The sequence below is a fragment of the Streptomyces sp. 15-116A genome (genome assembly GCF_025290915.1).
In the GTDB taxonomy this organism is placed as follows: domain Bacteria; phylum Actinomycetota; class Actinomycetes; order Streptomycetales; family Streptomycetaceae; genus Streptomyces.
Map to the genome: position 1 here is coordinate 1 of NZ_JAOCQE010000083.1, position 23,013 is coordinate 23,013.

A 23,013-nucleotide genomic window follows, 5' to 3' on the forward strand; every position below is an offset into this window, starting at 1 on the left:
CCTGGACCTGCTGCGGGAGCTGCCCGAGGGCGCGCATGTCGAGGAGCGGTGGACCCGCGACCGCTGGTCGTTCACCGGCCACCGCGACCGGGTGGCGGCCGGTGAGCCGCCGCAGCCCCGCCGCGACGACGCGGTGACGGCGGCCAACAAGCTCGCCACGCGCGAGCGTGAACAGGCCCGCCTGGAGGCGCAGGAGGCGCTGGACGACCCGCTCGTGATGGCGGCCCGCCGGCTGTCCGGTGAGGCCTTCGTCGGCGAGGTCACCGATGTGGTGATGACCTACACCGAGAGCAAGCGCCCGAGCCCCCGCCCCCTGCTCACCGTCCGCACGGACGACCGCCCGCACCTGGGCGAACGGGCCCGCGTGTACCGGTCGCTGGGCGGCAAGCCGCAGACGGCGGAGTTCGTCGCGCGCGAGGAGGACGGCGGCGTCCTCGTCCTGCGGATCCTGGACAAGATGGGCCGCGGCAGGGAGCCCGAGCAGGGATCGGTCCCGGAGAAGGGCGAGCGGATCTGCTTCACGCTCTTCGAGCACGAGCCGCGCGGCGGCGCGAAGCTCCCCGACCCGGAGGAGACGCCCTGGACCCACGGCGGCCCGCCCGGTGAGGAGCCGGTGGCCGAACCCGCCGACCCGGTGACGGAGGAGGACGTCCTGTGACCACTCAGGCCCTGACTCACGAGGTGTCGGATCCCGGCACCGCGGCCACGCGCGCCACCGAGGCGATCCTGCACGACACGCTGCACGGCACCGCGCGCGGCGTGGTCGTCGACTCCCCGCCCGGCGCCGGCAAGTCCACGCTGGTGGTGCGCGCGGCACTGGAACTCGCCGAGGCGGGCCGCCCGTTGATGGTGGTGGCGCAGACCAACGCGCAGGTCGACGACCTGGTGCTCCGCCTGGCCGAGAAGAACCCGGACCTCCCGGTCGGCCGCCTGCACAGCAGCGACACGGACCCGTACGACAAGGCCCTGGACGACCTGCCCAACGTCCGCACGTCGGCGAAGGCGGGGGACCTTGCGGGCCTGGACGTGGTGTTGTCGACGGCCGCCAAGTGGGCGCACGTCAAGGGCGTCGAGCCCTGGCGGCACGCGATCGTCGACGAGGCGTACCAGATGCGCTCGGACGCGCTGCTCGCCGTGGCGGGCCTGTTCGAGCGGGCGCTGTTCGTCGGCGACCCGGGTCAGCTGGACCCGTTCGCGATCGTCGGCAGCGAGCAGTGGGCGGGCCTGTCGTACGACCCGTCGGCCTCCGCCGTCACCACGCTGCTGGCCCACAACCCGGACCTCCCCCAGCACCGCCTGCCGGTCTCCTGGCGCCTCCCGGCCTCGGCGGCCCCCCTGGTCTCGGACGCCTTCTACCCGTACACGCCCTTCCGCAGCGGCACGGACCACGGCGACCGCCGCCTGGCCTTCGCCGTCCCGTCCGACGGCACGGCCCCGGACCGTGTGATCGACGAGGCCGCCGAGACGGGCTGGGGCCTGCTGCAACTCCCCGCCGCGCACACCCCGCGCACGGACCCGGAGGCGGTCGGGGCGGTGGCCATGGTCGTACGCCGCCTGCTGGACCGCGCGGGCGAGGCGACGTCGGAACGCTCCCCGGACCCCACGGCGTTGACGGCGGACCGCATCGCCGTGGGCACCGCCCACCGCGACCAGGCGGCAGCGGTACGCGCGGCGCTGGCGGAGCTGGACGTCACGGACGTCACCGTCGACACGGCCAACCGCCTCCAGGGCCGCGAGTACGACGTCACGGTCGTCCTGCACCCCCTGTCGGGCCGCCCCGACGCCACGGCGTTCCACCTGGAGACCGGCCGCCTCTGCGTCCTGGCCTCCCGCCACCGCCACGCCTGCATCGTCGTCTGCCGCGAGGGCGTGACCGACCTCCTGGACGACTACCCGTCCACGGAACCGGTCCAGCTCGGCACCCTGGTGAAGTTCCCGGACGGCTGGGAGGCCAACCACGCGGTGCTGGCGCATCTGGCGCGGCACCGGGTGCTGTGGAGACCCTGAGCCGCGCCACGCGCGACCAAAGTCGCAGTCCCCGTAGACCATCGGCCGACGACAGGCCGCCGCGTCCCGGAGCACACTCGGGAGGCTGGAGTCGGAACTACGGGGGATGAGAGTGGACTTGGACAAGAAGCCGTCCGCGCAGGCGCGGAAGGCCACTGAACTCGCGGAGTCGGCCCGGTTCGTCACGGTTGTCTGTGTGGTGTGCGGCGCGGTCGTCGGCTGGCTGGCCACGCTGCTCGCCAAGTGGCTCGTGACGCTGAAGTGGGCACCGCTCAAGGGACCGGCGAAGCTGCTGACATCGATCCCGGAGCCGGGTCTCACCATCGGCGCCGTCGCCGTGGGGGCGCTGCTGGGTCTGCTGATCGGTCTCATCGCGGTGCACGAGTCGCTGTCGGTGCGGATCACCGACGACCAGGTCGTCCTCACGATCCGGGAGACGTCCGAGGAGTTCGCGCACGGCGACATCGCCTCGGCGTTCCGCGACGGCAAGCAGCTCGTCCTGCTCGCCCCGGACGGCATGGAACTCGCCCGCGAGGAGAGCGGCCTGCCCTGGGACGACCTGGCGGACGCCTTCACCGCCCACGGCTACCGCTGGGAGGCCGAGGACCCGCACCGAGACGCATGGCGCCGCTGGGTCCCGGGAACCCCCGGCCTCCCCGAGGGCGCGGACGCGCTGCTGAAGGCGCGCGCGAAGGCCCGCGAGCGGGACGACTCCGGGGACACCCGCGAACTGTGCCGCGAACTCCGACGCCTCGGCGTGGTCGTACGCGACGAGAAGAACCGCCAGTACTGGCGCGTGCCGCCCCGGCGGTCCTGACACCCGGGACCCGGGACCCGGAACGACCGGGTCCCGGGCTGTCCCTACAGGGCCTGCACCGCGCGAGCGGTGATCGTCCCGTCCTGGAGTGGCTTCAGGGCCAGGCGGACCAGGGCGCGGGCGTTGTCGTCGCCGGCGATGCGGTTGATGCTGAGTTCGCCGCAGGTCAGGCACTCGTGGATGAGCAGCCACTCGCCGTCCGGGCGTACCGCCATGCCCAGGGGCTCCATGCGGCCACCGCAGCCTGCCCTCCGGTCGCCCGGGACCCGGCGGTCCACGTGGAGGCTGACCAGGCAGTTCGGGCAGTGATTGCGGTGTGCGGTGCCGGGTGCCCGCGCGGGTACCGTGAGGCGGCAGCCCGCGCAGCGGAAGTCACCCGCCCCGTCACGCCGGGTGCGGCGGGACGTACCCGGCCGCCGCTCCCCTCTGGACGCACCCCGCCGCTCGCCTCTCCTCGCCCCGCTCACAGCGTGCCGAACGCTTCGAGCGGGAACGGGGGTTGCGCCAGCGGGCGGACGGCCATGCGCATCAGGATGAGCTGGTTGTCGTCCGCGCAGACCGGGTTCGAGGTGAGCTCGTCGCAGCGCACACAGCGGTGGACGACCATCCAGTCGCCCGTGCGCAAGACCGCGATGGCGATCGGGCTCATCCGGCCGTGGCAGTCGCTCGGGCCGCCTTCGACATGGTCGATGACGTGCCGGGAGTGCAGGCAGGACGGGCAGTGGTTGCGGCGGGTGCCGTCGGCTGCGTAGGCGGACACGGTCAGGCCGCACCACGCGCAGGTGAAGGAATCGATGGTGAGGGTGTGGGCCGGCTTGGACACCGGTGCTCCTTGCTGAGAGTCGTGCCAGGACAGCAAGAGCAGGCCGAGGGCCTCGGCGAAAAGAACCGCGTGCGGTCGGTCAGACGGTACGGCGGTCGGCGGTACGGCGAGGCGCGCTCGGCGCGGTCCGGGTCATAAAACACTCTCTCCAGCGGTCGGTCCTCGGACGAAGGGCGCCGCCAGCGTAGGCGCCCGGGCGCGGGGCACGCCAGCGAATATCCCCTCTCCCAGCACCCGGCAGGGAATAAGCGGGGACCGTCTCCTGTTAGACACCGGCGCAGCACCGCCCGCTCACGTACGACACAGGAGGCACCCCACCGTGGCCGCAGACGAGATCAGGGGCGCAGCCGCCGGCACCGCCCCCGTGCCCCTCTCCGTCCTCGACCTCGTCACGGTCGGTGCCGGGCGCACCGCCACCGATGCGCTGCGCACCAGCGTGGCCCTGGCCCGGCTCACCGAGGCCCGTGGCTTTCACCGGTACTGGGTCGCCGAGCACCACTCCATGCCCGGCGTCGCCTCCTCCTCCCCCGCCGTGATCCTCGCCCACCTCGCCGCCCACACCGACCGCATTCGGCTCGGCTCGGGCGGCGTCATGCTGCCCAATCACGCCCCGCTCGTCATCGCCGAGCAGTTCGGGACGCTGGAGGCCATGGCGCCGGGCAGGATCGATCTGGGCCTGGGCCGGGCCCCGGGGACGGACGGGGCCACCGCCGCCGCGCTGCGCCGCACGGACCGGCTGAACGAGGGCGCGGACGACTTCCCGCAGCAGCTCGCCGAGCTGATCCGGTTCCTGGACGACGACTTCCCCGACGGGCATCCGTACCGCCGTATTCACGCCGTACCGGGGCCGGTCCAGGCCACCTCGCCGGGCGGGGTGCAGTCGCCGCACCGGCCGCCGATCTGGCTGCTCGGGTCCTCCGGGTTCAGTGCCCGGCTGGCCGGGACCCTCGGGCTGCCGTTCGCCTTCGCGCACCACTTCTCCGCGCGGAACACCGTCCCCGCCCTGGACCTCTACCGCGAGTCGTTCCGGCCCAGTGCCGTCCTCGACCGGCCCTACGCCCTGATCGGCGTCTCCGCGCTCGCCGCCGACGACGAGAAGGAGGCCCGCCGGCAGGTGCTGGCCGCCGCGCTCAACATGGTGCGGCTGCGGTCCGGGCGGCCGGGGCTCGTGCCCACCCCCGAAGAGGCGGAACACTACGACTTCTCCCCCATGGAGCGGGAGTTCGTCGACTCCTGGAACGCGAACGTCGTCCACGGCACCCCGGACGAGGTGCGCGCGGGGCTCGACGAGCTGCAGAAGCGCACGGGCGCCGACGAGTTGATGCTGACCGCCAACGCGCACAGCGGCGACGTACGCCTGCGGTCCTACGAACTCGTCGCCGATGCCTACGGGTTGCCGACGCCCACCTGAACTCCCGCCTCCGGGCTGCCCAGCAGCTCGGAGATACGATCCGGCGGCACCGGACGCGAGTACAGCCAGCCCTGGCCGGTGTCGCAGCCGATCCGGCGCAGGCGGGTCGCCTGGGCCGAGGTCTCCACGCACTCCGCGGTGACCGTGAGGCCCAGGCGGTGGGCGAGTTGGACCATCGCCTCGACGATGACCTCGTCCGCCGGGTTCGGCGGGGTCGCGGCGCGCTCCTCGTACTGGAAGCCGCGCACGAAGGAGCCGTCCAGTTTCAGGACCGACACCGGCAGGCGGCTGAGGTAGGCCAGGTTCGAGTAGCCGGTGCCGAAGTCGTCGATGGCGATGCGGACGCCCATGTCGCTGAGCGCCTTGAGCGCCTGGAGGGGGCGGCCCGCCGAGCCCATCACCGCGGACTCGGTGAGCTCCAGCTGGAGCAGGTGCGGGGCCAGGCCCGTCTCCGTCAGGGTCTCGGCGACGTCGGCCACCAGGTCCGAGTCCCAGACCTGGCGCACCGCCACGTTCACGCTGACGAAGATCGGCGGCTCGTCGGGGTGTTCCACCTGCCAGCGGCGGGCCTGGCGGCAGGCGGTGCGCAGCACCCAGCGGCCGAGCGGGACGATCGAGCCGTCCTCCTCCGCCAATCCGATGAACCGATTCGGCGTCAAGGTGCCGAACTGCGGGTGGTGCCAGCGGATCAGCGCCTCCACGCCGTGCACCCGGTCGTCCTCCATGCCGACCAGCGGCTGGTACTCCAGCGCGAACTCGCCCCGGTCGATGGCCGGTCGGAGTGTGGAGGCGAGGGCCTGCCGGGTCATGCGGTGGGCGTTGCGCTCGGGGTCGAACAGCGTCCAGCGGGCCTTGCCGTCGGCCTTCGCCCAGTACAGCGTCGTGTCGGCGGCCTGCATCAGCGCGGTGGGGGTGGTGCCCGCCGCATGGCGTTCGACCACGCCGATCGACGCGGACACCGACAGCCGCTGCCCCGACAGGTCGTACGGCTCCTGGATCGCGGCGAGCAACGACTCGGCGAGGTCGGCGAGTTGCTCGGTGCCCGTGGAGTCCTCGACCAGCAGCGCGAACTCGTCGCCGCCGAGCCGCGCCACCAGAGGCGTGCCCGCCCTGGCCGGCCTGGCCCGGCCGGCCTCCTCGGCGCAGCGCGTCAGGCGTTCGGCGACGGCCGCGAGGAGCCGGTCGCCGACGCGGTGGCCGAGGGTGTCGTTGACGGCCTTGAAGCCGTCCAGGTCCAGGTAGCACAGCCCGATCCGGCCGGTGCCGCTCTGCTCGTACGCCTCCGCCTCCAGCGCGGCCGTGAGCCGTTCGAAGAACAGGGTGCGGTTGGGCAGCCGGGTCACCGGGTCGTGCATCTGCAAGTGCCGCAGCCGGGCCTGGAGTTCACGGCGGGCGCTGATGTCGGCGACCGAGAGCAGGACGGCGCCGTCGGTGTCGTCGGGCAGGGGGGTGACCGTCACCCGCACCCACAGCGAGTGGCCCTCGGGGTGCTTGAGCCGGCGCGTGCAGCGCAGCTTGGCCTGGCGGCCGCGCAGCACCTCGCGGTAGGCGTGCCAGGTGCGGGCGTCGGAGGACAGGTCCACCAGGTCGGCGGCGACGGCTCCGGCGAGGCTGTCCGGGTCGCTGCCGACCAGGGCGGCGAGGGTGTGGTTGGCGCTGACGACCATGCCCTCGCGGTCGACGACGGCCATGGCGAGCGGGGCGGCCTCGAACGCGGAGCGGTAGCGCGGCGCGAACTCCGGGTCGGACGGGACCGACAGGGGTGGCGACGGCGGCGACGTGGGTTCGGTACCGGGAGACGTGACGATCTCACTCTCTGTGACGACCGGCCGCTCGAGATCTGTTGCGGGCGCCGGCCCTTCGGACGTTCCGCTCACCGCTCGCTCCCGCAGTGCACTCGATCGCTGTCCGTGCAGGAAAGTCTCAGGAAAGTGTGCCGATCATAGAGGCTGGCCCAAGGGCCGTGCAGCCACTGTCCAGTGTCCAGGACGGTCCCGCATCTCTGCCAGATCGTTTCTGCCCGCAGGTGGACGCGTTCTTCAGGCCTCCGACCAGTTGTGACGTTCCGTGAGTGGTTCGGGGGTGTCGGACGCCCACGGACGGACGCACTCCTCACCCGAGCGGAGCAGCCAAACAGGGCGCAGTACGACAAATCCTCCCAATCTGGGTGCGGTGTCCCGTGAACCGTCCCCCGGAGGTCCCCGTGCCGCGTCAGCTCCCCCTGAGAGGACTCGGCCGCGAGGCTCTCAGGGGATTGGGCCGACTGGGTGGACGCCCCCGGCTGCGCACCACGGCCGCGATGTGCACCACGATGTCCGCGCTCGCGGCGACCTCGCTCGTCACCGCCCCCTCGGTCGACGACGAGCCCTTCTCCGCCGCCCCCTGCGCCCTGACCCGGACCGACGCGCACCACTCGGAGGGCCTGGACACCTGGAACGCCGCCTACCCCCGGCCCACCCGCCGGCTGGACGCGGTCCTGGTGTTCCTGTCGTTCCCGGACTCCCACCCCCTGACCACGCCCGGGGAACTCGCCGCCGACCACTTCCCCGCCACCAGCGACTTCTTCCGGCGGGCCTCCTACGGCAAGTTCACGCTGCGCCCGCACGCCCTGCGGCAGTGGATCCGGATGCCGCGCCCCTCCACGGCGTACGCCATACAGCGCGACTGGACCATCTCCCACCGCGCGGCCTATCTGCGGGACGCGCTCGCGGTGACCGACGCGCACGTGGACTTCTCCCGGTACGACGTCGTCTACTTCGTCGCCGACCCGGACGCGCCCGGGGTGGACTCCGACGCGACCAAGGTCGTCAACCTGGACACCCCGCTGCGGGCCGACGGCCGTGACATCCGCCGCTTCGTCACCGTGTTCGAGAACCATCCCCCGGACCGGCTGGTCCTCGCCCACGAGACCGGCCATGTCTTCGACCTGCCCGACCTCTACAACCGGCCCGTGGACGGCAAGGGCGACTGGGACACGCATGTCGGCGACTGGGACCTGATGGGCAGCCAGTTCGCCCTCGCCCCGGATCTGTTCGGCTGGCACAAGTGGAAGCTGGGCTGGCTGGAGCGCCGGCAGGTGCGGTGCGTGCAGGACGCGGGCCCGGTGCGGCTGACGCTGGAGCCGCTGGCGGCGGGGCCCGGGGTGCCGGTGACGGGGGCCGCCGGGGCGCCGTCCTTCGGGCTCGGGAGGGGCACCAAGCTGGCGGTGGTGCGCACGGGCCCGGACAGCGTGCTCGCCTTCGAGGCGCGCGGCCCGGTCGGCAACGACTCGGCGGCCTGCCGGCAGGGGGTGCTGGTCTACCGGGTGACCAGCGGCACCCAGTCCGGCGGCGGCCCCATCGAGGTGATCGACGCCCACCCGGAGACGGAGGCCTGCTGGGAGGACTCGGTCTACCCGCCGCTGGCGGACGCCCCGGTCGCCCTCGGCGAGAGCTTCACGGTGCCGGGCGAGAACGTACGGGTGGAGGTGGAGGGGCGTACCGCCTCGGGAGCCTGGACGGTGAAGATCACGACCGGCTGATCAAGCCGGGTGATCACGACCGGCTGATCATCAGGGCACGAGAAAGGCCCCCCGCTCTCGCAGGAGGCCTTCTTCGTGTCGTGCGCCGCCAGGGACTCGAACCCCGGACCCGCTGATTAAGAGTCAGCTGCTCTAACCAACTGAGCTAGCGGCGCCTGCTGACGTCGTAGACATTAGCACCCTGATCCGGGGGAGGAAAAATCGATATCCGCACCGCCGCCCGGGCCGCCCGCACGGCCGCCCACAGCAGCACCTCCGGGCCCGGTAACCAGGGATGACGTGTGTCCGGCGCCACCAGCCAGCGCGATCCGGAACGGGCCGGCGACGGGGACGCGGCACCGACGAGGGCCGGGACGGTGACCGCGTCGCCGGTGCCGTGGCACAGCAGCGGGGGCACGGCGTCCGTACGGCCGTGGGGCCTGCCGTGCGCGCCCCACTCCTCCCACTCCAGCAGGGCCGGGAGCCGCTGGGCGGTGCCGGCCGCCGCGAACAGCAGCATGCGGCCGCGGAACTCCGCCACCGGGCCCGAGCCCGGCCCCTCGTCCCACATCCGGTCCAGCATCCGGCGCCCGAAGATCGCGGGGGTGCTGACCACGTCGAAGACGACCCCGCAGGGCAGCACGACCGGGGCGTCCGGGCGCTCCCGCCAGTACGAGAGGGTGCTGCGCGGATACGTTCCTGCGGAGGCCAGCCAGGCGGCGCCGTCCGGGGTGACACCGCTGACGTCGGAGGCATTCCGTGTGCTGCTCATGGCGACTACATGTACCGGTCGTGAGCGCACGACTTCAGGCGGTTGCCGGAATCCGGGACAGCGGGTGGGGGCGGGGAGTATCGTGCCCACCTGGCATATGCCACGCCTGTTCGAGCGGGGTGGCGCTAGGCCCTGTCGTCAAATCCCCGTCGTCCGCCCGGAGGGCGGGCCTGGCGGCGTCAGGTGCGTGCTCTCGGCGTGCCGGGCGTCGACCGGCGTACTGGTTGTACGTGGTCGGCGCCCGGTGCGGCGAGAGTGCGTGCATGACGTCGCCAGGCAGACGGGGATTTCACGACAGGGCCTAAGGGCTTCCCGGCTATACGGGATCGGCGAAGCCGTTGCCCTCGCCGCCGCGCAGCAGGTCCCGGCCGAACTCGACCATCCGCTTCGCGTAGTCCTCGGTCCACTCGGCGCGCTCGGCGATGTCCGCGGTGGTCAGCCGGTCGAAGCGGCGGGGGTCGGCGAGCTGGGCCGCCGCCATCGCCTGGTACTCCGTCGCCCGGTCCGCCGCGGCACGGAACGCGAGGGTCAGCTCCGTCGCCCGCTCGAGGAGCGCGCGCGGATCGTCGATCGACTCCAGGTCGAAGAAGTGCTCCGGGTCGGAGGCCGCCTCCGCGGGCTCGAAGAGCAGGGGCGCGGGGCGTAGCCGCGGCTGGTCCCGACGCGGCGTGTGCTCCGCCATGTCTTCTCCTTCTCGTACGTCGCGATCGACCCCTGGAGAGTGGGCCACCGTCCATTGTCCCGCGCGTGCGCAAGAGGGCCTCGCCCCTTCCCGCGGCCCCCTTGATAGGCAAGTCGCTACTTGCATATCGTGGCGGACATGGCGGAGGATGTCTTCAAGGCGCTGGCCGATCCCACCCGTCGGCGCATCCTCGACGAGCTGGTCGAGCGCGACGGCCAGACGCTGTTCGAGATCTGCACACGGCTGGTGACCAAGCACGGCCTGGGGCTGTCCCGCCAGGCGATCAGCCAGCATCTGGCCGTCCTGGAGTCCGCGGGCCTCGTCAGGACCCGCCGCCAGGGCCGATACAAGTTTCATGACCTGAACACCGCACCCCTGGAGCACATCGTCACCCGATGGCTCAGGCCCGACGCCCGGGAGGGCACCCCATGAGGATCCATCTGACCAGCGTCTTCGTCGACGACCAGGAGAAGGCGCTGCGCTTCTACACCGAGGCGCTGGGCTTCGTGAAGAAGCACGACGTCCCGATGGGCGGCGAGGACCGCTGGCTGACCGTGGTCTCCCCGGAGGACCCCGACGGCACCGAGCTGCTCCTGGAGCCGTCCGGCCACCCGGCCGTGGGTCCCTACAAGACGGCGCTGGTCCAGGACGGCATCCCGGCCGCCTCCTTCGCCGTGGACGACGTCCGGGCCGAGCACGAGCGGCTGCGGGCCCTCGGCGTGACCTTCACCCAGGAGCCCCTGGAGATGGGCCCGGTCACCACCGCCGTCCTGGACGACACCTGCGGGAACCTGATCCAGATCGTCCACAGCAAGTAGGGCCCGCGGACCCCCGCGGGTCACACCTGCACGATCGGCTCCCGGGTGAACAGCGCCCCCAGCGACGGCGCGTTGACCCGGCGGTCGGCCAGGCGCAGGGCCTCCCAGGCGGTGACCTGGTTGGCGGTGAGGACCGGCTTGCCGAGGTCCTTCTCCAGGGCCGGGATGTGCGCCGCCGTGTGCAGGGCCGTGTCCGGCAGGAGCAGGGCGTCCGCGTCGGGGCGGTCGGCGGTGCGGGCCAGCATGAACACCTCGTCCTCGCCCCAGGTGCCGACCTCCGCCGCCGTGATGATCCCGGAGCTGCGCGCCCCGGTCACCTCCACGCCGCCCGCGCGCAGGAAGTCGGCGAAGAGGGCGGTCACGTCGTCGGGGTACGTCGCCCCGATCGCGACCCTGCGCGCCCCGATCTCCCGTACCGCGTGCACGAAGGCGAAGGACGTCGAGGAGGCCGGCATGCCCGCCGCCAGGGCCAGCGAGCGGACCTGCTCGTGCGCTCCCTCCCAGCCGCGCACGAAGCTGCCGGACGTGCAGGCCCACACCACCGCGTCCGGGCCGGCGAGCCGCAGCTCCTCGACGCCGGCCGCCAGCCGCTCGGCCGAGCCCATCTCCCGCAGCGCGTCCACCCGGTGCGCGTCCTCGCCGATGTCGGTGTGCACGACGTCCACCCGGACGTCGCTGCCCAGCAGCTGCTCGATGCGCGGGTAGTCGTCCTCGGCGGAGTGGCCCGGGTAGAGGATGCCCAGTGCGGTCATGTCCAGCCTTCCTGCTGCTTCTCTTCCGGCATGTCCTGCATGTGCTGCATGTGCTGCATGTCTTGCACCACGGAGCCCGGCCTCGGGTCCGGCAGCACGGGGCCGGTGCGCGCCGACAGGTCGATCAGCGCCTGATACGGTCCCACCGCGCGTGTACCCAATCGGCGCAGCGCCGCCCACATGGTCACCTGGTTGGCCGAGATGACCGGTATGCGCAGTTCGGCCTCGAGCTGCGGGATCACGTCGTACGTCGGCAGGTTGGTACAGGACAGGAACAGCGCGTCGGCCGTGCCGAGCCGGCCGCGGACCGCCGCCCGGCGGGCCATGTCGACCACCTCGCGGTAGGTGACCTTCCAGATGTGCCGGGTCAGGCTCATGAAGGCGCAGCCGGTGACCGTGACGCCCGCCTGCGCCACATAGGTCTCCAGCCCCCGCGTCACCGACACCGTGTACGGCGTCACCAGCGCGACGCGGCGTACGTCCAGCTCCACCAGTGCTTCGAGCAGCGCGCCCGAGGTGGTGATCGCCGGGATCGCGCCGGCCCGGCTCATCGCCTCGCACATCGCGCGCTCGCCCACCATGCCGCCGACGAAGCTGCCGGACGTGCAGGCGTAGGCGACGACCTCGGGCGCGACCGCGGTGAGGGTGCGCACCGCGTCGCCGAGGGTCTCGTGCTCGCTGATCATCCGGGCCAGGTCGAGACTCACCTCGACCGGCACGTACGGGGTACGGGTCAGATGCAGGGACACGTCGTCGGGCACCCATCGCCACAGCTCGCGGTCCAGGGCGAAGTCGAAGGGGGCGACCACCCCGACCCCGCGCTGCGGGCTCGGTCCGCCGAGAAAGGAGACGTCCATGACAGCACCGGCCTCACGCTGGGAGAAGAACACGCGAAGAGCCACACAACGGTTCGTGGATACGCCCGTGTTGACGACGGTAGGTTCGGGTGCGAGCGTGGTCAATCCGCGCATCTCAGACGCCCGGCACATCCCGGAGACCCCCCGGCCCGCGCGGAGGAACGGCGGCCCATGACCACCCCCACCCTGCTCGTCCTGGACGCCGATCCGCTCCCCCGGCTGGGCCGGCTCACCGGCCGGGCGCGGATCGAGCACACGGACGAGTCCACGCTCGCCGAGCGCCTGCCGCACGCCGACGTCCTGCTCGTGTGGGACTTCACCTCGCACGCCGTACGCAAGGCCTGGCCCGGCGACGGGCCCCGGCCGCGCTGGGTGCACACGGCGAGCGCGGGCGTGGACCATCTGATGTGTCCGGAACTCGCCGCCTCCGACACGGTGGTCACCAACGCGCGCGGGGTCTTCGACGGCCCGATCGCCGAGTACGTCGCCGCCCTCGTGCTGGCGCTCGCCAAGGATCTGCCGCGGACACTGGAGCTCCAGCGGGAGCGGACCTGGCGGCACCGGGAGTCACGCAGGCTCGCCGGGACCCGGGCGGTGGTCGTCGGCTCCGGGCCGATCGGGCGGGCCATCGCCCGGACGCTGAAGGCGCTGGACGTCACGACCGCCCTGGTCGGCCGCAGGCCGCGCACCGGCATCCACGGCCCGGACGACCTGGACCGGCTGATCGCCCGCGCGGACTGGGTGATCGCCGCCGCACCGCTGACCGAGCGGACGCGGGGCATGTTCGACGCGCGCCGCTTCGACGTGATGCAGCCCTCCGCCCACTTCATCAACATCGGACGCGGCCCCCTCGTCGTCGAGGAGGCGCTCGCCGAGGCGCTGCGGCGGCGCTGGATCGCGGGCGCCGCGCTGGACGTCTTCGAGACCGAGCCGCTCGGCCCCGAGAGCCCGCTGTGGGAGGTCCCCGGGCTGATCGTGTCGCCGCACATGAGCGGGGACACGATCGGCTGGCGGGACGAACTCGGCGCGCAGTTCGTGGAGTTGTACGAGCGCTGGGCGGCGGGGCAGCCGCTGGTGAACGTGGTCGACAAGCAGCGTGGGTATGTACCCGGACACTGACGTCCCCGGGAGGGTGGATGACGGACCGCGACCTCACCGAACTGACCGCCGTGGAACTGCTCGACGGCTACCGCGGGGGCGCGTTCGGCCCCGTGGAGGCGACCCGGGCGGCGCTGCGCCGGGCCGAGGAGATCCAGCCGGAGCTGAACGCGTTCGTGCGGATCACGGACGAGGACGCGCTGGAGCAGGCCGCCGAGTCGGAGGAGCGGTGGCGGCGCGGTGAGCCGTGCGGGCTGCTCGACGGGGTGCCGGTCACGGTGAAGGACATCCTGCTGCTGCGCGGCCATCCCACCCTGAAGGGCTCGCTGACCATCGACCCGGAGGGGCGCCGCTGGGACGAGGACGCGCCGTCGGTGGCCCGGCTGCGGGAGCACGGCGCGGTGTTCCTCGGCAAGACGACGACGCCGGAGTTCGGCTGGAAGGGCGTCACGGACTCCCCGCTCAGCGGGATCACCCGCAACCCGCACGACCCGTCCCGCACCGCGGGCGGCTCCAGCGGGGGCGCGGCGGCGGCCGTGGCGCGGGGCGCGGGGCCGCTGGCGCTCGGCACGGACGGCGGGGGCAGTGTCCGGATCCCGGCGGCGTTCTGCGGGATCTTCGCGCTGAAACCGACGTACGGGCGGGTGCCGCTGTATCCGGCGAGCGCGTTCGGCACGCTCGCGCATGTCGGGCCGATGACCCGGGACGCGGCGGACGCGGCGCTGCTGATGGACGTCATCGGCCGGCCGGACTCCCGTGACTGGTCGGCGCTCGGACCGGCGCCCGGTTCCTTCACGGAAGGGCTCGCGGGCGGGGTGCGCGGGCTGCGGGTGGCGTACTCGCCGTCGCTGGGCGGACAGGTGGCGGTGCAGCCGGCTGTGGCGTCGGCGGTGCGGCGGGCGGTGGAGCGGCTGGCGGGGCTCGGGGCGTACGTCGAGGAGGCCGACCCGGACTTCAGCGAGCCGGTGGAGGCCTTCCACACGCTGTGGTTCTCGGGGGCGGCCCGGGTGGTGCAGCACCTCACGCGCTACCAGCGGGAGCTGCTCGACCCCGGGCTGCGGGAGATCTGCGGGACGGGTGCCCGGTACTCGGCGCTGGACTATCTGGCCGCGGTGGACGTCCGCATGGACCTGGGCCGGCGCATGGGCCGCTTCCACGAGACCTACGACCTGCTGGTCACGCCGACGCTGCCGATCACGGCGTTCGAGGCGGGCACGGAGGCACCGAAGGGTTCCGGCCACCGCCGCTGGACGGGCTGGACCCCGTTCACCTACCCGTTCAACATGACGCAGCAGCCCGCGGCGAGCGTGCCGGTCGGCACCGACGCCGACGGACTGCCCATCGGGCTGCACCTGGTGGCCGCCCGCCACCAGGACACCCTCGTGCTGCGGGCGGCCCACGCGCTGTACGAAGCGGGGGTGGCCGTGGGGCTCAGGCCCGGCGGAAACTGAGGGTCTCCCCCGCCGCGCCGGTGCGCCACAGGTCGTTGCAGGCGTCGGCCAGTTCCGGCAGGCCCTCCACCACCTGGCCCCACACGATGCCGGGCACCCAGCCGACGTCGCCGTTCAGGAGCAGGTTGTTCCGCTCGTAGAACAGGGCCAGGTCCACCACCGTCGTCCCCGGCTTGACCTCACGGTCGTAGCCGTAGGCCTTGGTGCCCAGTTCGGCACCGGCGAAGGAGAAATAACAGAGATCTCCCGGGATAGGGGTGACTGTCGGATTTTCCAGGGGTGGCTCCGATTCCGCGAACGGCGGGAAAAGAGCGTAGATCTCGTTGCGTGCGTACTTGGCGTGGTAGACGTCGCCACTGAGCGGCAGGGCATCCCAAACCGCCGCGCACGTCAACGGAGCTCTGTCGTCGAGCAGCCGCGCCGTGCCGCGGACCCCGCGCCGGGTGAGTGAGACTTCGACCCTGCGCTCTGCCATTTCGCCTCCACAGATTGCTTGCCCCGTGCCTACCCGCGTCGCACGCCACTCACGCACGGCGGAGCGTTGCACTTTGGGCCACCTCCCCAAAGGTCTATGGCGCTCCGACCGAATTCCCCAGCAGAATTCGAGTGTCGGCAATCGCCCATCCGAGAGGAATCTCTGAATGACGAAGCAACGCGCAGCGCTCGGATTTCTTGCCGTAGCCATGAGCGCGGGTGTGGCGCTCGGCACTGTTTCTCCCGCCCAAGCTGCCACCTTCAACAAGAAGTGCGGCGGCGGGCCGGGCAACTGTGTGATCACGAAGTACCACCCGAAGAAGGGAACGGTACGGGTCACGGTCGACAACAGCGGAAACGGCTCGATGCGTTACGGCTGGGATATCCGCCACAAGGGAAAGATCGTGTGCACGGGCGAAATCCGCGAGAACTGGAAAAAGCCGAAGACGTTCACCTGCAAGAACATGCCCAAGGGGAATCTGAAGCTCACCATGCCGTATCGCAAGAGCACGAGCATCGCCTTGAAGTGGTGATCCCTTTCCCGCGTCGCACGGGAAGCACATACGAAGAGTGCGTATTCCGGCACTAAAAGGAGACACATGCCTCTCAGCACCGCCTCTACCTTGTACGGCCGGCGCCTTGGCGTCACCGGAGCATTGACCGCCGCCGCCGTCGCCATGAGCGGCCTCGGTATGGGCTCCGCACACGCCACCGACTCGGCCGGCACATCCGCCCAGGCCACCAAGGTCGCCGCCGCCAAGGGCAAGGTCATCCGGATCAGCGGCAAGAAGCCGGGGTGCCGGGTCCACGCCGTCGTCAGCGTCACGCCGAAGACCGCTTCCGGGTACCTGAAGAGCACCTGCGAGTACGGGTCCTCCCATGTCCTAGCCGGCCTGCTCAGCATCGACAACAAGAAGGTGAAGCAGGTGACGAAGCGACAGGGAAGCGGCAAAACCGCCACGACGAACACCGTCAAGCTGGCCAACCCGAAGGGCACGCAAAAGATCTGCATGATGGGGAGTTGGAACTTCCCCCTCGCAGATGGACCGCAGTTCCGGAGTGAGGCTCGGGCCTGCGTGAAGTACTGAACCCGTCAAGCCCGGCGCCCGACCACAGGGCGCCGGGCGCGGACACGACGCTTCCACAAACGAACGGGCATACTCGACGCCGACCTGGGTAGCGGCGCGCCCATGGTTCCAGAACAGGCAGTCGACAACGGCTCACGGTCCAGAGGCCGCCCCGCCATCTCCCGCCGCCTGATGCTCACCGGAACGGCCGCCCTGGCCGCCACGGGCGCGGTCGGTGCGGCAAGCGGGTGCAGCCGCGTGGCCACCGCGGACACCGGAGACGGCGGGCAGCTGCTGCAGCAACTCCGGGCCAGAGGCACCGTGCGCCTGGGCATCGCGGGCGAACAGCCCTACGGATACATAGGCAAGGACGGAGAGATCACCGGTTCTGCTCCTGCTATCGCCACCCGCATCTTCAAGCGGCTCGGTGTCGAGCGGGTCGAACCGTTCCCGACCGAGTTCGGCTCGCTGATCTTCGGCCTCAACTCGCTGCAGTTCGATGTGGTGGCCGCCGGCATGTACATCAACCCTGAACGCTGCGAGCAGGTCCTTTTCGCCGACCCTGAGTACCAGATGAAGGACGCCTTCATCGTCCCCGCGGGCAACCCCAAGAACCTTCGTTCGTATGCCGACATAGCCCGCACCGGCGCTCGCATGGCCACCGGCATCGGCTACGCGGAGATCGACTACGCCAAGGAGGCGGGGGTCAAGAAGATCGACACCCTCCCCGACCAGCTGGCCGGTCTCCTCGCCGTCGAGCAGGGCCGGGTGGATGTGTTCGCCGGAACAGCCGTCACGGTGCGCAACGTTGTCGAGCAGACCGGCAGCACAAAGGTGGAGGCGACCGACGAGGTCACACCGTACGTGGACGGGAAGCCGGTCGTCGACGTCGGGGGGTTCGCCTTCCGCAAACCGGAGCGCAACCTGCGTGATGCGTTCAACCGGGAGCTGCACAAGATGAAGCGCAGCGGTGAGTTGCTCGACATCATGCGGCCCTTCGGATTCACCAAGGACCAGATGACGTCCCTCACGGCCGAGGAGAAGTGCCGCCCATGAGTGACATCAGCTCGGGTCTGTGGGAGATCCTTCTCAGGGGCGTTTGGACGACCGTTCAGTTGACCGCTTTCAGCGCCGCTCTCGGCGCGGTGGTCGCCTTCGTCGTGGGGCTGGCCCGAACCCATCGGCTGTGGATCGTCCGCTTCCTCTCGGGTGCGTACTTCGAAATCTTCCGCGGCACCTCGGCCCTGGTACTGATGATCTGGGTCTTCTTCGTGGTGCCGCTGACTCTCGGATGGCAGCTTGTCCCGATGTGGGCAGCCGTCCTCACCCTTGGTTGCACGTACGGGGCCTACGGCTCCGAGATCGTGCGTGGCGCGGTGGCCGCGGTGCCGCCGGCCCAGGCGGAGGCCGGTGTGGCACTGGGCTTCACACCCCTCCAGCGACTGCGGAAGATCGTTCTTCCGCAGGCCTGGCCGGAGATGGTCCCTCCGTTCAACAATCTGCTCATCGAACTGCTGAAGGGCACCGCTCTGGTGTCTGTTCTCGGCGTCGGCGACATCACGTTCGCGGCTCAGCTGGTCCGCAACGCCACCGGTGAGAGCGCCCCGGTGTACACCGTCATCCTCATCATGTACTTCGTGCTCGCCTTTGTCCTCACCCGCGTCATGCGCGTGGTCGAGCGCAGAGCCAAAGCCAACGTCGGACGGGCCACGCCCAGGAGGACGACGCTCGCCCGGAAGACCGGTCCTGGTTCCCGTAAGGACCTCATCGCCGACTCGTCGGCCACCGGAGGTGCCGCATGAACTGGAGCTGGAGCACACTGCAGGACTTTCTCCCGTCCTTCTGGGACGGTGTGCTGGTCACTCTCCAAGCCCTGGTGCTGGGCTCGCTGATCGCTTTCGTACTCGGGCTGTTCTGGGCTCTGGCCCAGCGGTCGTCGCTGAAGGTGGTGCGCTGGCCGGTCACCGCGGTCACGGAGTTCCTCCGCAACACCCCGCTGCTCGTGCAGCTCTTCTTCATCTTCTACGTGCTGCCCGAGTGGGGCTTGACACTCTCTGCGCTGACCACGGGCGTCGTCGGCCTCGGGCTGCACTACTCGACGTACACGGCGGAGGTGTACCGCGCCGGCATCGACGGTGTACCCGCAGGGCAGTGGGAGGCGGCGACCGCCCTCAGCCTTCCCCGCTCTCGCACATGGACCGCGGTGATTCTGCCCCAGGCACTGCGGCGCGTGGTGCCTGCCCTGGGAAATTACGTCATTGCCATGTTGAAGGACTCACCGATGCTGATGACCATCGGCGTTCTGGAGATGCTGGGTGAGGCTCGTCAGTTCGGATCGCAGACCTTCCACATGAATGAGCCGATCGTGCTGGTCGGTATCGCCTTCATCCTCATCGCCTACCCCGCCTCACTTCTTCTCCGAGCCCTGGAGCGCCGTCTTGTCCGCTGAAACCGAGCCCACACCTCAGACCCCCCGTCCCGACTTGGAACACCGTGAGGTGATACGTCTCGCAAAGGTCACCAAACGCTTCGGCGAGAACACTGTTCTCGACCAACTCGACTTCTCAGTGAACGCAGGAAAACACGTCACTCTCATCGGACCGTCGGGATCCGGCAAGACGACCATCTTGCGTCTGCTGATGACCCTGGTCCAACCCGACGAGGGCACGATCACGGTAGATGGGGAACAGCTCTACCCAGCGCCCGAGAAGCAGATCCGCGAGGTGCGCAAGAAGATCGGGATGGTCTTCCAGCAGTTCAACCTCTTCCCGAACATGAAGGTGCTGCGGAACGTAACTGAGGCACCTGTCGCCGTCCTCGGCATGTCAAAGGACGAAGCCGAGGCCAAGGCAAGGGAACTACTGGACTTGGTAGGCCTCGCCGACAAGTGCGACGCATATCCGGCACACCTGTCCGGGGGACAGCAGCAGCGAGTCGCGATCGCCCGGGCGTTGGCCATGCGACCGCAGGTGCTTCTGCTGGACGAGGTGACCTCGGCGCTCGACCCCGAACTCGTGGCCGGCGTCCTCGACGTGCTGCGCGACATCGCCCACAGCACCGACATCACCATGCTCTGCGTGACGCACGAGATGAACTTCGCCAGGGACATCTCGGACCAGGTACTCATGTTCGACAACGGCCGCGTCATCGAGTCGGGCCCTCCGGAGAAGCTCTTCGGCGACCCCGACCACGAACGCACGCGGGAGTTCCTGAGCGCTGTCCTCTAGGGCTCGAATTCATGCGCAATCGCAAACTCTATGTTTCTTCACAGCTTGGGCACACAACGGTTTCTTGAGCAGGAGGGTGCGCTGACCGGGGCCTGAACTGATTCCTGCAGCGAACGGGGTGATCTACAGTGGCCGTTACCAGTGAGACAACGTCAACGGGGAACGGGGAATTCCGTGTCCACTGCAACGACCACTCCGACCGCATGCTCCGTCACCTGCTCCTGCCAGCTCGTCCTTCGGGCAGCTGCCGGAACGCCACCCATCGAGGAGTTGACCGATCGCGAACGGGAAGTACTGGCCCTGCTGGGGGGAGGCATACCCAACCGGACGCTGGCCCGGCGGCTGGGTATCGCTGAGCGCACCGCCAAGGCCCACGTCGCGCACATCATCGAGAAGCTCGGGCTCAACACGAGGCTGGAGGCCGCCGTTGTCGCCGCCGTGCACCACGAGTTGATCTGCCCGGAGAGGCAATCTGCTGCCCTTTAAGGGTGCTTGGCCCTGGGTGCCGCGTCCCTCGCGACACCCAGGGCCGACCGCTGGCATATGCGTCATGCATAGTTCCCTGGTCAGGACCGCCGAGCGAGGTCAGGGAGCACCGAGGAAACTAGCCAACTGCGGGGCTGCCAGGCCTGTTTCGCGGCTATCGTGGAGGGGATTCGCCGACCGGATTGCGGCCCTTTGGAGCGAGCGCAGTGCGAGGTGAGCAGTGATGAGGCTGGAGCCGACCGCGCCGTACCGCTCGGTCCGGAACGCCCTGCGGGTGCTGGAGACCGTGGCGCGGCACAGCGGCGGGATCGGCGACGCCGAGCTCGCCCGCGCGACCGGGCTCGGGCCCGAGCGGCTGACCGCGCTGCTGCGGATGCTGGTCCGCGAGTCCTACGTCGAGCAGCTCGCCGACGGTGGGTATGTCGCCGGCGAGGCGTTCGCCCGCCTCGGCTCGGCCCAGGGTCATGAGCAGGCGCTGCGCGAGAAGCTCCAGGACACGCTGGAGCGGCTGCGGGACAGCGTGGGTGCGGCGGTGTATCTGAGCCGGTACGTCGACGGCGAGGTCAAGGTCACGCAGTACGCGGACGGTCCGGCCACCCCGAAGGTCAACGAGTGGGTGGACTTCCGGGTGTCCGCGCACGCGACGGCGGTCGGCAAGAGTCTGCTCACGCAGCTCGACCATCAGGGCCGGCGTGATCATCTCGCCCGTTACCGGCCCGCGCGGCTCACCTCGCGCACGATCACGAGTGACCGGCTGCTGCTGTCCCGGCTGGAGGCGCAGCCGCCGACGGTTCCGGTGCTGGATCTTCAGGAGTACGCGGTGGGGACGGTGTGCGCGGCCGTTCCGATCACCGCGGGCTCGTCGGTGGGGAGCCTTGCGTTGTCCCTGCCGGTGGAGCATGCGCATCGGCTGAGGGAAGCGGCGGATGCGCTGAATCGGAATGCGGCGCCGGTGCTTTTGTCTTTGGCGATCTAGGTCGTCGTTCGGGTGCGGGTGCTTTGTGGCTGGTCGCGCCCGCGCGGCGGCAGCCGCACATCGAGCACAGCCCCGCGCCCCTGAGGTTCGTCCACCTGACGTTGGTCGAGAGCACCCCGTTCGGCCAGGTAGTATTTACGTCGACGCCGCCCGCGGGACGCGGACGGCGTGAGTCATGCGCCGCTAGCTCAGTTGGTTAGAGCAGCTGACTCTTAATCAGCGGGTCCGGGGTTCGAGTCCCTGGCGGCGCACAGTGAGGGGCCTCTCGTGGGAGCGAGAGGCCCCTCTTGGCGTGCCCGGAATCAGAAGGTGACGTCCGAGCAGGCGTAGAACGCGTTGCCCGTGTCGGCGATCGTCCATACCGCGAGGATGACGTGGTGGCCGCTGAGCCCGGACGGGAGCCTGCCGCTGTGGGAGAGCGTCTGCGGCGGGCGCTGGCCGTTGTAGGGGACGGTCAGGAACGGGGTGAGGTTGAGGTCGGACCGGGACAGGTTGTGGTTCTGGTTCCAGCCCGGCTTGGTGACGTAGTACTTGAAGTCGGTGGTGGCGTGCATCGCCGTGAACTGCCACCGGAAGGTGTAGTTCTGGCCGCCGGTCACCTGGGTGGTCGGCCAGGCTCCGCCCGAGGGGGTCCTCGGGCTGTCGAGCTGGGCGAACCGCGTGTTGTTGCCCGAGCAGATCTGGCCGTCGGCGGGGCCGGAGGCGGGGAAGCCCTTCGGGCCCTCGACGCTCTGCGGCTCCCACTGGATGGCGCCGCAGTTGGTGACGCTGCCGTTCTGGCAGAGCTTCTGCCGGCTGATCGGCAGGTCGGTGTAGCCGTGGCCGCTGGCCCCGCCGGAGGAGAGTACGAGCGCTCCGGTCGTGGCCAGTCCCACCGCGGCTGCGTACAGCTTGGTCCGTGTGCGCATGCTGCCGCTCCTGGAAACGTGGGGGAAGTTCAGTGAGCCGTGCACTAGGTCTAGACCAAGCGTCAGCGTATTGCCGTTAGTTGAACATGTCCATACCAATCGGCCGACCTGTTCCCCGGGCGTTCACGGTCCCGTCTCGTGCCGGCCCGCGCAGAACGCGACCGTCAGGTCCCTCACCAGCGCCTTGCGCTCGTAGTCGTCCAGGTCCACCAGGCCGCGCACGGTCAGCCGGGTCACCGTGTCCTCCACCGAGTCCACGACCGAGGTGAGCACGCTCGCCCGGTGCTGGGCGTCGAGCGCGGCGATCCTGCGCCGGTGCATCGCCGCGGCCACCTCGGGCGCGTACTCCACCCGGACCGGACGGACCGCGAACACCTCGACCCCCACCGGCGCGGTGTCCTCCGCCACCAGCCGGGTCAGCGCGTCCTGCGCGGACTCCATCGCGCTCTTGCCCGCCCCCGGCGCCTCCACCGGGATCCGCAGCAGCGCCGCCTCGACGCACTCACGCACGTACGTCTCGTGGTCCTCGACGCCGAGCGTCGCCCGCGCGGTGTCCCGCACCCGCCACACCACCAGCACCACCACCCGCAGCGCGACCCCGTTGCGGTCGGCCGCCTGCATCGGCTCGCTGCGCCAGTGCCGCAGCCGTACGTCGACCCGGCGGCGCAGCAGCAGCGGGTTCAGCCACAGCAGCCCGGTGCGCCGGACGGTCCCCCGGTAGCGGCCGAACAGGCCGAGCACCCAGGCCCGTCCGGTCCGCCCGCGCGCCAGCCCGCCGAAGCCGACCAGCCCGAGCGCCCCGGCTCCCGCGTACGCCGCCCACTGCGCGGGACCTAGACCGGCCGCCGGGGCCGGAAGCCCGAACGCCCCGGTCACCAGCGGCGGCAG

General features: G+C 70.7%; 26 protein-coding genes, 2 tRNA genes and 1 pseudogene. 18 read left to right on the forward strand and 11 right to left on the reverse strand.

The features are described 5' to 3' along the window. The 3 genes and pseudogenes from N4P33_RS16090 to N4P33_RS16100 form a co-directional block, all read left to right on the forward strand. Positions 1-658, forward strand: a pseudogene (locus tag N4P33_RS16090) (hypothetical protein); the annotation flags it as partial. Further along, entirely contained in the window at positions 655-2,007 is a 1,353-nt protein-coding gene (locus N4P33_RS16095) for an AAA domain-containing protein (RefSeq protein WP_260827300.1), read from the forward strand. The pseudogene N4P33_RS16090 and the gene N4P33_RS16095, both read left to right, overlap by 4 nt. A gap of 112 nt (positions 2,008-2,119) precedes the next feature. Beyond that, on the forward strand, positions 2,120-2,824 hold the full coding sequence (locus N4P33_RS16100) for a hypothetical protein (protein WP_399029558.1): 705 nt from the start codon (positions 2,120-2,122) through the stop codon (positions 2,822-2,824). A 44-nt stretch (positions 2,825-2,868) separates the two neighbouring features. Here the strand turns inward: N4P33_RS16100 and N4P33_RS16105 are convergent, their stop codons facing one another. After that, a complete protein-coding gene (locus N4P33_RS16105) occupies positions 2,869-3,291 on the reverse strand; it encodes an RNHCP domain-containing protein (protein ID WP_399029545.1) in 423 nt (140 codons plus the stop codon). Further along, entirely contained in the window at positions 3,288-3,647 is a 360-nt protein-coding gene (locus tag N4P33_RS16110; protein WP_260827302.1) for an RNHCP domain-containing protein, read from the reverse strand. Before N4P33_RS16110 ends, N4P33_RS16105 begins: the two co-directional genes overlap by 4 nt. Before the next feature lie 319 nt (positions 3,648-3,966). On the opposite strand from N4P33_RS16110, the gene N4P33_RS16115 reads away from it, so the two are divergent. After that, the gene (locus tag N4P33_RS16115) at positions 3,967-5,058 is read left to right on the forward strand and encodes an LLM class flavin-dependent oxidoreductase (RefSeq protein WP_260827303.1); all 1,092 of its coding nucleotides are present in this window, start codon (positions 3,967-3,969) and stop codon (positions 5,056-5,058) included. Here the strand turns inward: N4P33_RS16115 and N4P33_RS16120 are convergent. Continuing rightward, on the reverse strand, positions 5,034-6,935 hold the full coding sequence (locus tag N4P33_RS16120) for a bifunctional diguanylate cyclase/phosphodiesterase (protein ID WP_260827304.1): 1,902 nt from the start codon (positions 6,933-6,935) through the stop codon (positions 5,034-5,036). The two genes, N4P33_RS16115 and N4P33_RS16120, sit on opposite strands and share 25 nt — an antisense overlap. Before the next feature lie 422 nt (positions 6,936-7,357). Between N4P33_RS16120 and N4P33_RS16125 the strand changes: the two genes are divergently transcribed. Continuing rightward, entirely contained in the window at positions 7,358-8,578 is a 1,221-nt protein-coding gene (locus tag N4P33_RS16125) for a M6 family metalloprotease domain-containing protein (RefSeq protein ID WP_260827305.1), read from the forward strand. Positions 8,579-8,659: 81 nt separating this feature from the next. On the opposite strand, the gene N4P33_RS16130 is transcribed toward N4P33_RS16125, so the two are convergent. The 3 genes from N4P33_RS16130 to N4P33_RS16140 form a co-directional block, all read right to left on the reverse strand. Beyond that, a tRNA-Lys gene (locus N4P33_RS16130) sits at positions 8,660-8,733 on the reverse strand. Continuing rightward, a complete protein-coding gene (locus N4P33_RS16135; protein WP_260827306.1) occupies positions 8,724-9,329 on the reverse strand; it encodes a bifunctional DNA primase/polymerase in 606 nt (201 codons plus the stop codon). The genes N4P33_RS16130 and N4P33_RS16135 overlap by 10 nt, the downstream gene beginning before the upstream one ends. 316 nt (positions 9,330-9,645) lie before the next feature. Next, on the reverse strand, positions 9,646-10,011 hold the full coding sequence (locus N4P33_RS16140) for a hypothetical protein (protein ID WP_260827307.1): 366 nt from the start codon (positions 10,009-10,011) through the stop codon (positions 9,646-9,648). Positions 10,012-10,149: 138 nt separating this feature from the next. Between N4P33_RS16140 and N4P33_RS16145 the strand changes: the two genes are divergently transcribed. Further along, positions 10,150-10,443, forward strand: coding sequence for a helix-turn-helix transcriptional regulator (locus tag N4P33_RS16145; protein ID WP_260827308.1), 294 nt, complete (start codon positions 10,150-10,152; stop codon positions 10,441-10,443). Further along, positions 10,440-10,829 carry a VOC family protein gene (locus tag N4P33_RS16150; RefSeq protein ID WP_260827309.1) on the forward strand — a complete coding sequence of 130 codons (390 nt, stop codon included), beginning with the start codon at positions 10,440-10,442 and terminating at the stop codon, positions 10,827-10,829. The genes N4P33_RS16145 and N4P33_RS16150 overlap by 4 nt, the downstream gene beginning before the upstream one ends. Before the next feature lie 20 nt (positions 10,830-10,849). Here the strand turns inward: N4P33_RS16150 and N4P33_RS16155 are convergent, their stop codons facing one another. Both N4P33_RS16155 and N4P33_RS16160 read right to left on the reverse strand, forming a co-directional pair. Next, on the reverse strand, positions 10,850-11,581 hold the full coding sequence (locus N4P33_RS16155; RefSeq protein ID WP_260827310.1) for a decarboxylase: 732 nt from the start codon (positions 11,579-11,581) through the stop codon (positions 10,850-10,852). Further along, positions 11,578-12,438: an aspartate/glutamate racemase family protein gene (locus N4P33_RS16160; protein ID WP_260827324.1), complete on the reverse strand. Its 861-nt coding sequence runs from the start codon at positions 12,436-12,438 to the stop codon at positions 11,578-11,580. The genes N4P33_RS16155 and N4P33_RS16160 overlap by 4 nt, the downstream gene beginning before the upstream one ends. A 171-nt stretch (positions 12,439-12,609) precedes the next feature. On the opposite strand from N4P33_RS16160, the gene N4P33_RS16165 reads away from it, so the two are divergent. After that, positions 12,610-13,557, forward strand: a complete 948-nt coding sequence (locus tag N4P33_RS16165) for a D-2-hydroxyacid dehydrogenase (RefSeq protein WP_260827311.1) — start codon at positions 12,610-12,612, stop codon at positions 13,555-13,557. A 17-nt stretch (positions 13,558-13,574) separates the two neighbouring features. Then, the gene (locus N4P33_RS16170; protein ID WP_260827312.1) at positions 13,575-14,987 is read left to right on the forward strand and encodes an amidase; all 1,413 of its coding nucleotides are present in this window, start codon (positions 13,575-13,577) and stop codon (positions 14,985-14,987) included. Here N4P33_RS16170 and N4P33_RS16175 read toward each other — a convergent pair. After that, positions 14,968-15,462: a DUF3830 family protein gene (locus N4P33_RS16175; RefSeq protein ID WP_260827313.1), complete on the reverse strand. Its 495-nt coding sequence runs from the start codon at positions 15,460-15,462 to the stop codon at positions 14,968-14,970. The two genes, N4P33_RS16170 and N4P33_RS16175, sit on opposite strands and share 20 nt — an antisense overlap. A 166-nt stretch (positions 15,463-15,628) precedes the next feature. Here N4P33_RS16175 and N4P33_RS16180 point away from each other — a divergent pair, with 166 nt between their 5' ends. The 9 genes from N4P33_RS16180 to N4P33_RS16220 all read left to right on the forward strand — a co-directional run bounded on the left by N4P33_RS16180 (position 15,629) and on the right by N4P33_RS16220 (position 21,468). Further along, positions 15,629-15,994 (forward strand): hypothetical protein, encoded by a 366-nt coding sequence (locus N4P33_RS16180; protein WP_260827314.1) that lies wholly within the window; start codon positions 15,629-15,631, stop codon positions 15,992-15,994. A gap of 66 nt (positions 15,995-16,060) precedes the next feature. Then, on the forward strand, positions 16,061-16,549 hold the full coding sequence (locus N4P33_RS16185; protein ID WP_260827315.1) for a hypothetical protein: 489 nt from the start codon (positions 16,061-16,063) through the stop codon (positions 16,547-16,549). Positions 16,550-16,651: 102 nt separating this feature from the next. Further along, positions 16,652-17,584: an ectoine/hydroxyectoine ABC transporter substrate-binding protein EhuB gene (ehuB, locus tag N4P33_RS16190; protein ID WP_399029551.1), complete on the forward strand. Its 933-nt coding sequence runs from the start codon at positions 16,652-16,654 to the stop codon at positions 17,582-17,584. After that, the gene (ehuC, locus tag N4P33_RS16195; protein WP_260827317.1) at positions 17,581-18,330 is read left to right on the forward strand and encodes an ectoine/hydroxyectoine ABC transporter permease subunit EhuC; all 750 of its coding nucleotides are present in this window, start codon (positions 17,581-17,583) and stop codon (positions 18,328-18,330) included. Before ehuB ends, ehuC begins: the two co-directional genes overlap by 4 nt. Continuing rightward, complete coding sequence (ehuD, locus tag N4P33_RS16200) at positions 18,327-18,977, forward strand: ectoine/hydroxyectoine ABC transporter permease subunit EhuD (RefSeq protein ID WP_260827318.1); 651 nt, start codon at positions 18,327-18,329, stop codon at positions 18,975-18,977. Before ehuC ends, ehuD begins: the two co-directional genes overlap by 4 nt. Then, positions 18,967-19,755, forward strand: a complete 789-nt coding sequence (gene ehuA, locus N4P33_RS16205) for an ectoine/hydroxyectoine ABC transporter ATP-binding protein EhuA (RefSeq protein ID WP_399029554.1) — start codon at positions 18,967-18,969, stop codon at positions 19,753-19,755. The genes ehuD and ehuA overlap by 11 nt, the downstream gene beginning before the upstream one ends. A gap of 270 nt (positions 19,756-20,025) precedes the next feature. Next, complete coding sequence (locus N4P33_RS16210; RefSeq protein ID WP_260827320.1) at positions 20,026-20,241, forward strand: LuxR C-terminal-related transcriptional regulator; 216 nt, start codon at positions 20,026-20,028, stop codon at positions 20,239-20,241. 223 nt (positions 20,242-20,464) lie between these two features. Continuing rightward, the gene (locus N4P33_RS16215; RefSeq protein WP_260827321.1) at positions 20,465-21,217 is read left to right on the forward strand and encodes an IclR family transcriptional regulator; all 753 of its coding nucleotides are present in this window, start codon (positions 20,465-20,467) and stop codon (positions 21,215-21,217) included. A gap of 177 nt (positions 21,218-21,394) precedes the next feature. After that, positions 21,395-21,468: transfer RNA gene (locus N4P33_RS16220), tRNA-Lys, on the forward strand. Positions 21,469-21,519: 51 nt separating this feature from the next. Here N4P33_RS16220 and N4P33_RS16225 read toward each other — a convergent pair. Together N4P33_RS16225 and N4P33_RS16230 are read right to left on the reverse strand one after the other, a co-directional pair. Beyond that, entirely contained in the window at positions 21,520-22,125 is a 606-nt protein-coding gene (locus N4P33_RS16225; protein ID WP_260827322.1) for a lytic polysaccharide monooxygenase, read from the reverse strand. Between the two features lie 123 nt (positions 22,126-22,248). Next, the coding region (locus N4P33_RS16230) for an SPFH domain-containing protein (RefSeq protein ID WP_260827323.1) at positions 22,249-23,013 on the reverse strand (765 nt) is incomplete at its 5' end.